We start from the raw sequence: 12500 nt of genomic DNA, 5'->3' as shown, positions 1-12500 counted from the left end.
ATATTCAAGTTCGATAAAAATCTCATGATAACAAAATGATTGTATAGAAAAATGGCATCCTACCCCCATACACCAATGAATGGTAAACAGAACGTCCTTAATATGCCCCCCTGCGTGTGCTGCATGCCCTTAGTGCACGCGTACGCCCTGCCCTTTTCCGTTTTCATGTCGCTTTCTATTTGCCAACCGTGGTTAAACCTTCAACAATACATCTGATCTCCCCCCCTCTAAGAGGAACCGAAAAGATGAGCCCCGAATTTTTTCTAACGGCTTTGCTTGTGGTTATCATCCCTGGCACGGGCGTGTTTTACACCCTATCCCGAGGTATTTTTAATGGCCGCCGCGCTGCGCTGTTCGCCGCACTGGCTTGTACCCTTGGGATCATCCCCCATCTTTTAGCCTCTATTTTGGGACTTGCCGCGTTAATGCACACCAGCGCCCTGCTGTTTCAAGCCATTAAATGGGTAGGTGTACTCTATTTAATCTGGCTGGCCTGGGGTATGTGGCAAGCTGGCGGCAGAGTTGCCATGGATAAACCCAAAGAGCAGTCCACCTGGAAACATGTTCTTGAAGGGGTCTTAATCAATGTACTCAACCCTAAATTATCCCTCTTTTTTCTCGCATTTCTTCCTCAATTTATTCCAGCAGGCCATCAAGACCCCACCATGCTTTTGGTCGGGATGGCCCTGGTCTTTATGCTACTCACCTGGATCGTCTTCTCCGCTTATGGCCTGATGGCCGCAGCATTACGCCAAAAAGTGCTCTCAACCCCTAAGCTGGTCCAGCGCATTCAACGCAGTTTTGCAGCCTTGTTTGCAGGGTTGGCTGGCAAATTGGCCTTAGAAAGTAGCAGATAGCCCATGCGACAAAACATAATCGAATGACAAACCAGCAACCGCACAGCTTGAGGCTTCTTGCTTAAGAGGCATAGCCCATTTTAAGGCCCCCGAACAAACAGACACCGTTATGGACGGAGTGCTGAAACTTGCTGCAACACCCCACAAAACGAATGAGCCACACCTTTCATTAGGACACAAATCCACCATGACTCCTGCCATAAACGCTCTAAAAAAGGCCAAAGTTCCCCATACGGTCCATAGTTATGAACATGACCCGAAGGCTGAATCTTATGGAGAGGAAGCTGCCCAGAAGATGGGGGTTGAACCCCAACGGGTTTTTAAAACACTGGCCGCTGAATTGGATGGAAAAAAGTTGGTGGTGGGGGTGGTTCCTGTTGCAGGAACTCTAGATCTTAAAGCTCTGGCCAAAGCACTTGGCGGCAAAAAAGCAGCCATGGCTGAGGTAGCCCGTGCTGAAAGGGAAACCGGCTATCTGGCGGGTGGAATTAGCCCACTAGGACAGAAAAAACGCTTGCCTATGGTGCTGGATGACACAGCATTGGACTATGACACCATCTGTATAAGCGCCGGTCGCCGGGGTTTAGAGGTTGAATTGGCACCCGCAGATCTTGTAAAAATCACGGGTGCCCGAACAGCCCCTATTGGGCGACTTTAAAAAGGAAGAGAACATGACGCCAGAGGTTAAGCTAGGTCGCTACCGTCACTATAAAGGTGGCACCTACCGTGTATTAGGTCTGGTTCGCCACTCTGAGACCGATGCATGGTTGGTGCACTATCTGTGTGAATATGATCATAACAGTGCCTGGGTACGACCCATTGAAAGTTGGTTTGACGCCCCCCAACCCGGCATCAAACGTTTTGAGCTTATTGAAGAATAACTTTAATGGAACCTTGCCCAACAAGCGGGCTCCAACCCTGTACGTTAAGTGAGCAAACCACCCTTTGTAGGAGAAGAGAGATGGCGCCCAAGCCCAAGAAACCTAAACGACGCAATGCCATGGCCCGTGTGGTGACGCAAATACCCCAACAGGTCATCCCCAACAAGAAGAAACAGCAGAAAGCCAAGCACAAGCCCAATCACCTTAAAGATTGGGCTTTTTCTTTATGTGCTGCCTGATCACTTCATAGATGGTGCAACCAACTTAAGCCAGTCCCGATATCCCCCACGCATGATAACCACATTGCTGTACCCTAACACCCGAAGTGCAAAACCCGCCTGCGCTGAAAGGGCACCTGTACCACAATAGAGCACCACCGGTTTATCGGTTGCAATCTCATCTAAGCGGTCCAAGACCTCTCGCCACTCCATATGCAGGGCATCTGGAATATGGCTCTGTTCATACTGCTCGGCCTCACGGGTATCTAAAATTTGTGCCACCCCTAAATAACTAACCTGTACCTGCTCTGGCGTAACCATGCCTTGGGTGTGTGTTGATTCCGACATGTAATCATTCATCACGTCGATCATCAGCTCCCTCTCCTCACCTTCCATCGCATCTGCCTGGGCAGGCCAGAACATAAAGGGGGTACCCACACATAGCAAACCGACGAACAGCAGACGAACAACAGCGCGTGACATAAGCTTCTCCATATCCATTAAAAAAACGCATCTTAAGCAACACTTATTCAAATTAACATAGGGATATATTTTACAGTATCCGTAAAATACCCGACAAATCCCCCTCTCAAGCAAGCCCGTGATATCTCAGGATTGATACACATCATGGCAGGGTAGATCAGCTCCTGTTTTATAGGGGGAGAGATGGTATGGTTTTCCATCCAATGATTCCTCTTTAGGTTAGGAAAAACATCATGGAAGCAGCCCATCACCACCTCTCTCCCGTCTTTACGGGTCAAACCGCTTGGCCGGTACTGGCCTCAGCGGTGGATGCCATTATTCTGAGCGATGCCTCTGGTCTTATTGGCAGCTGGAACCGGGGTGCCGAGGCCATTTTTGGGTATAGCGCTTCAGAAGCACTGGATCAACCCATTACCATGCTGGTTGCCCAATCCTATAAAGCGGCCCATGAACAAGGCATGCAGCGTGCTGCAACGGGCGGACCCAGCCATATACTTGGCCGTACCGTTGAGGTTATGGCGCACCATAAGGATGGTCGAGAGTTTCCGGTCGAGCTTTCCCTGTCCAGTTGGGAAGAGGCTGGTAAACGCTATTTTGGCGGTATTATTCGGGATATCACCCAGCGCAAACTGAATGAGGCGATGTTGCAGGAGAATCAACAACGGCTGCACGAACAAGCCTCAGCGCTGGAACAAGCCAATACACTGGCTGAACAGCGCAATCAAAAGTTAGAGGCGCTCTCCAAAGGGTTGGCCAAGTATCTGCCCCCCCAGGTCTACGATAAGATGTTTCATGGTTTGAGCACACCGGAGGTTGCCTCACACCGGAAATTACTCACCATCTTTTTTTCCGACCTTAAAGGCTTTACAGCCCTAACCGAACGCTTGGAAGCCGAACCTTTGACTGAACTGCTTAATGAGTACTTTGATGTCATGGCACAAATTGCACAAAGCCACGGGGGAACGCTGGATAAATTTATTGGTGATGGCATGTTGGTTTTTTTTGGCGATCCAGAAAGCCGGGGCCACCGTGAAGATGCCCAAGCTTGCGTTGCCATGGCTTTAGAGATGCGTGAACAGTTAAAAAGCCTACGACAAGGCTGGTCACGCAGGGGTATACCCGAAGCCTTGGAAGTCCGTATGGGTATGGCCACGGGTTATGTCACGGTGGGCAACTTTGGCTCAAGCCAGCGGTTGGATTACACCATTATTGGTTCCACCGTCAACCTGGCCAGCCGCCTGGAGTCTGCAGCCATGGCGGGAGAGATCCTGATTAGTAAAGAGACCTATGCTTTAGTTGATGATATCTACCAATGTGAAGCCGTCCCCCCCCTTGAGCTCAAAGGGGTACCCTACCCTGTGCCCGCCTACCGGGTTAAAGGGCAACTGATATCTCCCCACGCCGCCAAGGAGCCTGAACAGGTTCAGCACAATGGGTTTAAACTATTTTTGGACCCGGATAAACTGGATGACCCAGAAGCGGTTAAACAAGCCTTACAGCAAGCCCTTAATCGCCTTTAGTTCCCCATCATGACCGGCTACGGTAGGTCGGCAGGGCGATCCCCCAACGAATAGCCGCCATACGGAGCAAAAAGGTACACAATCCCCCGCTGAGTGCTGCCCACAATTCCGCCACCCCAAGGGCTAACAAGAGGATAAACAGCAGCGCACCAGCCCAGGCTGCAGTTGCATAGAGCGTTCCTTCACGAAACACCAAAGGCTGCTCCATCAAAAACAGATCCCGCAAAACGCCCCCCATGACCCCGGTAAACAGCCCCATAACACTGGCCACCAACCAAGGTGCTTGCAGGGCAAGCGCAGCCTCAGTACCGGTTATGCTAAACAGCGCCAGTCCAATCGCATCCGGCACCAGAAAAAAGCGTTCGTTCAAGGGAAACAAGCGCGCCAGATAAAAGGTACAAAAAGCGGCCAACAGAGCAGCTATGAGATAGGTTTGATCCACCACCCAAAAGACCCCACGATCCAGCAAGAGATCACGTAACGACCCCCCACCCAATGAGGCCGCCATGGCAACAATCAACACCCCAAACAGATCAAAATGCTTCTTCCCAGCCTCCAACACACCCGCCATCGCCATGGAAGCCACCGCACCTTGACCAATCCAGTACATGACCTGATCCAGCCCTAAATCTGTCACACCCTACACCCTTCTCACAGCGATCGATGGAACACACCTCTTAATCATGGGCTCTGACACCCCATTTTTTCAAAAAAAATTGCGCTTCAGGTCTCTATACTTACATGAGGAAAGCAAGTTTTCAGGGGGGGGATGCACCATGCTTAACCGGATAACAACAGCTCTACTGGTCCATGTACGATGCACCAAGAATTTTGCAAGCACACAAACTAAACCATTGATATACTTTAGATATATCATGCACCAACATTCAACGAGGGCCTCCCCCCCCACCAAGCCCTTTTATGAGATAAAAGCGACGGCACACACCACCTACGCGGATAGGGGGAACACCATAAACCTAACGGTCCTACGCTAAATCTATAAGGCCAGTGAGAGCGGCTGTTCATTCATCAGGGCTGACTGTTCACGCAGAGCCAACATATGCTCATCCCAGTAACGTGGTCCATCAAACCAAGGGAAGGCTCTTGGAAAAGCCGGATCGGCCCAGCGACGGGCAATCCAGGCGGCATAATGGATCATACGCAGGGTTCGCAGCGCTTCAATGAGGTGGAGCTGTCGATAATCAAACTCCATAAAAGTCTCGTAGCCATCCAGCAAATGGTTCATCTGCACGGCCCGTTCCTCTCGATCACCAGACAAACACATCCACAAATCCTGAATGGCCGGCCCCATACGGGCATCATCAAAATCCACAAAGTGCGGGCCATCATCTGTCCAAAGAATATTGCCGGCATGACAGTCACCATGCAAACGAATGGACTGAAAATCCCCAGCCCGCTCAAAACAGCCTGTAGCCTGGTCAATCAATGTTTCAGCCATCGTGCGGTACGGCTCTTCCATGGCAGGGGGGATAAAGCCTGACTGCAGCAAAAATTGGTAGGACTCCACCCCAAAAGATTGAATATCCAGGGTTGGGCGATGCTCAAAAGGTTTTTGTGCGCCAACAGCATGGATGCGCCCCATCAAACGACCAATACGTTTAAGGGTTTCGGCATCTTCCAAATCAGGGGTACGCCCGCCCCGGCGCGGGAAGAGCGCCACCCGAAAGCTGCCATCATGAAACAGGGTTTTTCCCTCTTCATTAATCATCGGGGGCACGACGGGAAGATCCATCTCCATCAATGTTTGCGTAAAATGGTGCTCTTCTAAAATCGCCTCATCCGACCAGCGGTGGGCGCGGTAGAACTTGGCCACGACAAAGGAGCCATCCTCAAGGCCGATCTGATACACCCGGTTTTCAAAACTGTTCAGGGCCAACTGTCGACCATCACAGCGCCAACCAGATCGCTCAACGGCATCCAATACGGCATCTGGACTTAGGTTACTGTATGGCGTTTGAAGATCATCAGAGGTCATGGCCCAGGGGTATCCCTTTTTATTCAAAACATATGCAGAGTGTGCCCTGCATTATACGCAGTTCATCAACTTACGCCATGCCTAAGGAAAACAGAGTTCTGCCTGCCCGCCTTCCTCACACTACCAACCTTTACCTTCTGCGACGGTGATCTCACTAAACGACACCACCCACATCTCTTTTGAGCAGGGATCAACCAAACCGGTGGATCTTAAAAAGAGCTCATGGTCGCTCTGAGTGAAGAGACAGGCGCACCTTTCTTCCATAAAAAAACGTCTTCACCCATTATGGGGAAGACGTCTTATCTACCATCCCTACTCAGAACAGTTAAGAGAGCAAGGCAATATTCCGTTTAAAGCGCGCAACCAGCGTATCAATAATTTTAAGCTTGATCTTATCCCGCTCAACAACCCCCAGATAAGCCATCAATTTATCATCAAATACCAAGACGGTAGAGGGCTTGGTGGCTTTAACCGTCGCCGTACGTGGGGCACTTTCAAAATAAGCCGTTTCACCAAAACAACTACCACTGTTCATCAAGCTCAAAGGGGTAGGATCGTCCCCTTTGTAGGCAGCCAGCTGCCCATAGAGCACCAGAAAAAAGGCCTTCCCAACCTGCCCTTCCTGTATCAAACAATCCTCAGGATAGAGCATTTTAAAATTATGGGGAATTTTGGTCAGGCGCTGCTTTTCCAGATCGGTAAAGTCTGAAAACAGTTCCGCATGGTTAACCAGAGCGGCCAAACCATCGCCCACTAAAATCGCATCATCGCCATGATTGGCGGTTGGAATGCTCAACCCTTTTTCCAACAACCTCTTCTCATGGAAATCATTCAGCCGCAGCAGGCGACGAATTAAGGCATCGCGCATCTTCTCCTGGATATCCCAACTGAGCTTGGACAAAGCATCTGGGGTTATGGCCATAACCTCCATCTGCTGTTGACTTTCAATCTCATAGAGGCTGGGCTCGTTGGCGAGAAAACCCATTTCACCAAACAATGTTCCAGGTTTATAGGTTGAAACTGTCTTTTTGGTTGCGGGGTTAATGGCCCGAGCCTGTCCAGAGAGTAACAGGTAAAGATTAGGATCTTTCGAGCCTTCTGCAATGACCTGGGTCTGTTCCGGTATGGTGGTTACTTCAATTTCATCCAAGGCAAAGCGTTGCTTCTCTTGTGCCGTAAAGAAGTTGAAGAAGGGCAGCCGCTCTACTTGATCTAAGACTTGTTGACGATGGGGCGGTAGCTCAGGTAGCTCAGGTTCTTCATGCACTTCAACAGGGGCAAGATCTTCCAGAGAAACCTCTTCAAGCTTACGCTCTGTCTTGCGGATCACTTTTTTAGGTACGGGTTGTTGCTGTTCAGGTTCTTGGGGTTGAGCCTGCTTAACTTCCAGAATTTCAGTAAGAAAATAGTAAAAGGCTGCCGGTCCATAGACTTGGAAACGATAGTTGGCGATCCTGAGTTGGTCTTCATCTTCAAGGGCATAGCGTTGCAAGGGGATCAAAGTCTTTTCGTTAAGCTTGGTCCCAGTTGTGGAGTTGCAATCCTCAATCTCAACCCCACTGTCCACAGGATGAAAGGTCAAGTGCCATGTAGAAACAAAGGCATCGGGCAGAACCAGCGTATTGTTCGTGTCTCGCCCTAAAGAGATCGCCCTCTCTTCCGTCACCACCCCTCGCCGACAGATCAGAGGAAAAACCAGCATTTCCGTCTCATCTTTTTTGGTGCGGAAGGCACCATAACTTTTACCCACCAGCACCATATGGGGAAATTGCTGGATAAAGGTATCCATTTTCGTGCTTTTAACCAATTTCCTGAGATTCTCAACGGGCACACGCCCCCGATCATCAATTTTCAGCAAACTTTTGTTCTGTTGAAAAAAAAGCACGTACTCTTCCCCAGTTAATGCAACCAGCCCCGTTCAGGCATATTCACACCAAACACCCAGCACCTATGATACACAGCCACAAGCTATCATCCAAACATCTCCTCACCAATCTGTTCGGATCATCCCCCCTCTTACTGTATAGCCTAAGTCTCCCCCCTACTTGATGAGACTTAAGCCTTATCATTGCACCACGTTTCTTGGCGTAACAACACCTTATAGATAGATCGGTCTAAATATAGGTTGGATAACCCCTTTTACACTTAACTTGGATAAAGGCGTGTAAAGCAGCCACCCTAAAATCCCTCACAACCCCCCTCTAAGCTCAGGCAGTCAAACCATTTTAGCGGGGCATAACATGGCATGTACACACTTGAAATAGCAATATTTATTATCATTAATCACTATTTATATCAAACAGCCATCATAGGAGCACTTTGATGCCATAAGGAGAGGCCAAGGGAGATATTATACAATGAGGGTGTGTTTAAATAAGTGAGGGACAAGGGCTCTGCGTCTGATACAGAGCCCTTGTATATCCTCATGTACCACAAAAGGTCTGGTAGATACGGTCACTGGGTGGGGGTGGTGCTAGGAACCCTTTATCCACCCCTTGCTTGGTTGCATAGGGATTGGATAGATGCTCAAGTAGGGTGTGCATGGGTTGCAGATCTCCATCATTATTGGCCGCATCCAATGCTTCTTCCACCTTATGATTGCGTGGAATAATAGTGGGGTTATTCGCTTGCATCATGCTCTGAGCCTGGCTCCATGTCTCTGTTTGGGCTTCTAGACGAGACTGCCAGCTACGGTACCAAGCCTGTAGAGCTGCATGGGGAGGGGCCTGCCCCTCACTGAGCGACCGGAACGTCTCTGTATAATCTAACCCCAATTGCTGCATCTGATCCAACAGCTCTGTCATAAGCGCATCATCGGTATCCTGAACAGTAAACAGTCCCAATTTACGCCCCATCATCACCTGCCATTTGCGGGCATAGAGCCCGTTAAATGATTCAATGGCCTCTTCAGCCAAAGAGATGGCTTGTGCCTGATCCGAATGAATAATCGGCAAGAGAGCTTCCGCCAAGCGCGCTAAATTCCATTTGGCCATATGGGGCTGGTTTCCATACCGATAACGCCCAGCGGCATCAATTGAGCTAAAAACGGTATCTTGGCTATAGGCATCCATAAAGGCACACGGCCCATAGTCAATAGTCTCACCAGAGATGGTCATATTGTCCGTATTCATAACCCCATGAATAAAGCCAACACGCATCCAGTTAATCACCAACTCCACTTGCCGGGCCATAACCGCCAACAATAGGGTCAGCGCTGGGTTATCCCCTTTGTCCAGCTGTGGGTCATGACGGTCTAACGTATAGTGAACCAGTGTTTTGATCGCCTCGACATCCCCACGCATACCCAGATATTGAAAGGTGCCTACCCGTAAATGACTGGCCGCAACGCGGGTTAAAATAGCCCCAGGCAGAACATCCTCTCGGTATACCGGTTCTCCGGTGGCCACCACCGCTAAAGAACGTGTGGTCGCAATACCCAACCCATGCATGGCCTCACTCATTATGTATTCACGCAGCATAGGCCCCAAGGCCGCACGACCATCACCATTGCGGGAGAACGGGGTTCGGCCCGAACCTTTAAACTGGATATCCAGCCGCTTACCATCAGGGGTGATATGCTCTCCCAGGACAATGGCTCGGCCATCCCCCAGCATGGTGAAGTGACCAAACTGGTGCCCTGCATAGGCTTGCGCCAATGGTTGAGCACCCTCCGGTAACAGATTTCCGGCAAACAGAGCCGCCAACGATTGCTCTTCTGTCGAAGAAAAATCCAGCCCTAGCTGTTGGGCTAAGTCGTTGTTGAACACCACCATCTGAGGTTCTTGAACAGGTACGGGCGCCAGTTGGGCATACATCAACGCCGGCAACTGTGCATAACTGTTATCAAACTGCCACGACATGGCACATCTACCTTTATGAAGATGAATCAATAAATACACGGATGATCTTGCAAGCAAGCTCTCCCTTTCGAGTCCTACTTAACCATAAACGTTCAACCCTTTCCCCACCCCCAAATAAAAACCGCCCGCTATCAACCAGATAGCGGGCGGTTAATCGTACAAGAACCGTTAGTCTTTGTTCTATTTAGCTGGGGTAATCACGGCTTCTTCAACCAGCACAGGGTAGAGGTAACCTGCACCAAAATCATGGTTCAGAACCAGTTTACCCACCACAGAGACACGGTCTCCCTTATTGGCGGTACCGGAGCTGGTAACGGTAATATCGTGGTTACGCTGAGCTTTATCACCGCTACCATCCTGAATGTGCAGGAAGTTACGGTTCATAATGTTGTTATTGACCTTCACCACCTCACCGGTCAACTCCACCTGCTTACCTTGCAGGTCTGCCTTCTTGCTAAAGAGATCAGCAACAGAGACTTTGGTAACCTCACCAGCTTGTACAGGCATGGCAGTAAAAAAAGCGATCAACGCTGCAACGGTCAAAGCGGCAAAACGGGGCATAAAACACTCCTGGATCAGAGAAGAGGCAAATAAAGAATGTTTGGCACTATCCCACCTGCCCGGTGTGGTTGTCAATCACCACATGCACGGTTAGCCCTGGGTGATCATGTAGCCACCACTAATCGTCGCAAGCAGCAGTATCACAAACAGCCACATCATCACCTTCATCAAACCTGTAACGTGAGAAAACCCCATAAAACGATGAACAATGCGCTCGACCTTAAATAGGGTCATCAGCAACACCAAAGACATTGCTCCAGGCCCTGCCAACCCTTGCTCCCCGACCGCCATGGTGGTCAGCGTAAGAAGCATAAGAACAAGCCATGATCGGGTGGCGTAACTTTTTAGAAAGTCCATATTCTTCGCCTAACGCATGACATAGATGAGAGGAAAAAGGATAATCCAAACAAGATCCACCATGTGCCAAAATGAGGCACCACTCTCCACCCCCATATGGTTCTCGGAACTGTAGCCCCCCCGATACGCTTTAAACATGATAAAGCTGAGGATGACCATACCCATGATCACATGAAAAGCGTGGAAAGCGGTTAAGGCAAAGTAGAAGAAGAAGAACTGATCGGTATCCGGCGTAATACCCGCAGCATACTTTTGGCCATATTCCCATACTTTAACCAGTAAAAACCCCACCCCCATACTCAGCGTAGCAGCCAACCAATGCCCACATACGCGAGAAGCCCCTTGTTTAATCGCCTCCACACCACGCACCACAAAAAAGCTACTGGTAATTAAAAGCAGGGTATTAATAGCACCTGCTTGCCGGTTGAGGAGCTGTTGGCTGGCATCAAACAACTCAGGCTGCTTGGCACGCATAAAGGTATAGACACAAAAGAAGATGCCAAAGGTGAGCAACTCCATGGCAATTAACATCCATACCGCCAGATCACCTGGAGGATAGGGGGAACGTTCCATTGTGGTCACGCTGGACTGGGAAGACATGGCTGCTGATTACTCCGTTGAAGAATATTTCCTGCAACCAAAAATATAAATGTTTTAGACTTTGCTGGGCTTGATAGTTATCAACCATCCCTGTTTTTAGCGCGGATTAACCGAAGGGAGAGCGGTCGTAGAGACTAGGCGTCGTGATCCGTGTCATGGTGGCGCCGCTTGAGTAGATAGAGAACACGTTCCTGGTTCTCTCTAATTCTGACCATCATATCTGACAACAACCCCATCAAAGTGATGGCAACAGCGAGCATCAACATCACCCCAGAGATCATACCCGACCAAATTTCCCCGTAAAATTTACCGGTTTCCAAATAGTGCATCAGCAGGTTAAGCCCAAAAGCACCTGATGCCACATAGAAAAGCAGGGATATCCACAGGAAAAAGCGCAGAGGTTTGTAGTCTCGGTAACTACGTAGAATAATTAAAAGTGTTTGCAAACCATAGCGCACCAAACTATGGGCCATACGGGAACGGCGACCATCCTTGTAGATCACCTGAACCGGAACCTCAACAATCTTTAAGCGTTTGGAGAGAATGTCGAGAAACACCTCTTGGGTGTAGGTAAACCGCCCATGTAGGTTCAAGTGTAAGATCGCCTCTCGGCTATAGGCGCGGAACCCACAAGAGACATCGTAAAAACTGGCCCCTGTCAGCCGGTTGATTAACCAGGACATCATTCGGTTGCCTTTTAACTTGGCAGCCGGAATGTTGGTTGGCAGCATGTTGGCATCTTTAAAGCGCGACGCAGTAACCATGGCCGCCTGCTCCTTAACCAAGACACCTAACAGCTTGGGGATGTCATCTGGGTTAAACTGACCATCCCCATCCATGGTCACCACCGCATCGACATCTCTTTCCAAAGCTTCCTTAAGGATGGTTTGAAAAGCGATACCCAAGCCCATATTGGTATGATGGCGAATAACAGAGGCACCATGGTCCGCTGCAACCTGACTGGTTTGGTCAGAAGAGCCATCATCCACCACCAATAGGGATATTTGATCAACCCCTTCCAGTGATTGTGGCATACGGTCTAAAACAGCGCCCAGTTCTGCACTTTCATTGTAACAGGGCACAGCAATAAGCAGTTTAAACACCGTCATTTTTCACCCATTGAAAAGTTGCCAGCCCAAGCGAAAACCGCAGACATCAGAGACAATG

At 49.5% G+C, this 12500-nt stretch carries 14 protein-coding genes; 5 read left to right on the top strand and 9 right to left on the bottom strand.

All coding sequences use genetic code 11. The features are described from left to right. The first annotated feature begins 245 nt into the window (after positions 1-245). The 4 genes from V5T57_RS10430 (at position 246) to V5T57_RS10415 (ending at position 1977) form a co-directional block, all read left to right on the top strand. On the top strand, positions 246-857 hold the full coding sequence (locus V5T57_RS10430; protein WP_332891152.1) for a LysE family translocator: 612 nt from the start codon (positions 246-248) through the stop codon (positions 855-857). Positions 858-1044: 187 nt separating this feature from the next. Further along, positions 1045-1515, top strand: a complete 471-nt coding sequence (ybaK, locus tag V5T57_RS10425) for a Cys-tRNA(Pro) deacylase (RefSeq protein WP_332891151.1) — start codon at positions 1045-1047, stop codon at positions 1513-1515. A 13-nt stretch (positions 1516-1528) separates the two neighbouring features. Continuing rightward, on the top strand, positions 1529-1738 hold the full coding sequence (locus tag V5T57_RS10420; protein WP_332891150.1) for a DUF1653 domain-containing protein: 210 nt from the start codon (positions 1529-1531) through the stop codon (positions 1736-1738). A gap of 80 nt (positions 1739-1818) precedes the next feature. Continuing rightward, entirely contained in the window at positions 1819-1977 is a 159-nt protein-coding gene (locus V5T57_RS10415) for a hypothetical protein (RefSeq protein WP_332891149.1), read from the top strand. Here V5T57_RS10415 and V5T57_RS10410 read toward each other — a convergent pair whose 3' ends face one another. Next, positions 1978-2439 carry a rhodanese-like domain-containing protein gene (locus tag V5T57_RS10410; protein ID WP_332891148.1) on the bottom strand — a complete coding sequence of 154 codons (462 nt, stop codon included), beginning with the start codon at positions 2437-2439 and terminating at the stop codon, positions 1978-1980. A gap of 233 nt (positions 2440-2672) precedes the next feature. Between V5T57_RS10410 and V5T57_RS10405 the strand changes: the two genes are divergently transcribed. After that, positions 2673-3959, top strand: coding sequence for an adenylate/guanylate cyclase domain-containing protein (locus V5T57_RS10405; RefSeq protein ID WP_332891147.1), 1287 nt, complete (start codon positions 2673-2675; stop codon positions 3957-3959). 7 nt (positions 3960-3966) lie between these two features. On the opposite strand, the gene V5T57_RS10400 is transcribed toward V5T57_RS10405, so the two are convergent. The 8 genes from V5T57_RS10400 to V5T57_RS10365 all read right to left on the bottom strand — a co-directional run bounded on the left by V5T57_RS10400 (position 3967) and on the right by V5T57_RS10365 (position 12442). Beyond that, positions 3967-4596, bottom strand: a complete 630-nt coding sequence (locus V5T57_RS10400) for a trimeric intracellular cation channel family protein (RefSeq protein WP_332891146.1) — start codon at positions 4594-4596, stop codon at positions 3967-3969. Positions 4597-4956: 360 nt separating this feature from the next. Further along, the gene (locus V5T57_RS10395) at positions 4957-5955 is read right to left on the bottom strand and encodes a serine/threonine protein kinase (protein WP_332891145.1); all 999 of its coding nucleotides are present in this window, start codon (positions 5953-5955) and stop codon (positions 4957-4959) included. A gap of 325 nt (positions 5956-6280) precedes the next feature. After that, positions 6281-7840 carry a cyclic nucleotide-binding domain-containing protein gene (locus V5T57_RS10390; RefSeq protein WP_332891144.1) on the bottom strand — a complete coding sequence of 520 codons (1560 nt, stop codon included), beginning with the start codon at positions 7838-7840 and terminating at the stop codon, positions 6281-6283. Between the two features lie 538 nt (positions 7841-8378). Continuing rightward, positions 8379-9815, bottom strand: a complete 1437-nt coding sequence (locus tag V5T57_RS10385; RefSeq protein ID WP_332891143.1) for a protein adenylyltransferase SelO — start codon at positions 9813-9815, stop codon at positions 8379-8381. Positions 9816-9995: 180 nt separating this feature from the next. Continuing rightward, on the bottom strand, positions 9996-10376 hold the full coding sequence (locus tag V5T57_RS10380) for a hypothetical protein (protein ID WP_332891142.1): 381 nt from the start codon (positions 10374-10376) through the stop codon (positions 9996-9998). 90 nt (positions 10377-10466) lie between these two features. After that, the gene (locus V5T57_RS10375; RefSeq protein WP_332891141.1) at positions 10467-10733 is read right to left on the bottom strand and encodes a hypothetical protein; all 267 of its coding nucleotides are present in this window, start codon (positions 10731-10733) and stop codon (positions 10467-10469) included. 9 nt (positions 10734-10742) lie between these two features. Next, positions 10743-11333 carry a cytochrome c oxidase subunit 3 family protein gene (locus V5T57_RS10370; RefSeq protein WP_332891140.1) on the bottom strand — a complete coding sequence of 197 codons (591 nt, stop codon included), beginning with the start codon at positions 11331-11333 and terminating at the stop codon, positions 10743-10745. 134 nt (positions 11334-11467) lie between these two features. Beyond that, a complete protein-coding gene (locus tag V5T57_RS10365; RefSeq protein WP_332891139.1) occupies positions 11468-12442 on the bottom strand; it encodes a glycosyltransferase family 2 protein in 975 nt (324 codons plus the stop codon). Between the last annotated feature and the right edge of the window lie 58 nt (positions 12443-12500).

The sequence above is a fragment of the Magnetococcus sp. PR-3 genome, from assembly GCF_036689865.1.
In the GTDB taxonomy this organism is placed as follows: domain Bacteria; phylum Pseudomonadota; class Magnetococcia; order Magnetococcales; family Magnetococcaceae; genus Magnetococcus.
The sequence above is the reverse complement of the archived record's forward strand: the minus strand, read 5'-3'. Positions and strand labels throughout refer to the sequence as shown.

Coding starts and splice junctions, on each gene's coding strand:
- V5T57_RS10375 (WP_332891141.1), bottom strand. CDS start 10,733: ATGGACTTTCTAAAAAGTTACGCCACCCGATCATGGCTTGTTCTTATG.
- V5T57_RS10420 (WP_332891150.1), top strand. CDS start 1,529: ATGACGCCAGAGGTTAAGCTAGGTCGCTACCGTCACTATAAAGGTGGC.
- V5T57_RS10430 (WP_332891152.1), top strand. CDS start 246: ATGAGCCCCGAATTTTTTCTAACGGCTTTGCTTGTGGTTATCATCCCT.
- V5T57_RS10385 (WP_332891143.1), bottom strand. CDS start 9,815: ATGTCGTGGCAGTTTGATAACAGTTATGCACAGTTGCCGGCGTTGATG.
- V5T57_RS10405 (WP_332891147.1), top strand. CDS start 2,673: ATGGAAGCAGCCCATCACCACCTCTCTCCCGTCTTTACGGGTCAAACC.
- V5T57_RS10395 (WP_332891145.1), bottom strand. CDS start 5,955: ATGACCTCTGATGATCTTCAAACGCCATACAGTAACCTAAGTCCAGAT.
- V5T57_RS10410 (WP_332891148.1), bottom strand. CDS start 2,439: ATGTCACGCGCTGTTGTTCGTCTGCTGTTCGTCGGTTTGCTATGTGTG.
- V5T57_RS10415 (WP_332891149.1), top strand. CDS start 1,819: ATGGCGCCCAAGCCCAAGAAACCTAAACGACGCAATGCCATGGCCCGT.
- V5T57_RS10365 (WP_332891139.1), bottom strand. CDS start 12,442: ATGACGGTGTTTAAACTGCTTATTGCTGTGCCCTGTTACAATGAAAGT.
- V5T57_RS10370 (WP_332891140.1), bottom strand. CDS start 11,333: ATGTCTTCCCAGTCCAGCGTGACCACAATGGAACGTTCCCCCTATCCT.
- V5T57_RS10380 (WP_332891142.1), bottom strand. CDS start 10,376: ATGCCCCGTTTTGCCGCTTTGACCGTTGCAGCGTTGATCGCTTTTTTT.
- ybaK (WP_332891151.1), top strand. CDS start 1,045: ATGACTCCTGCCATAAACGCTCTAAAAAAGGCCAAAGTTCCCCATACG.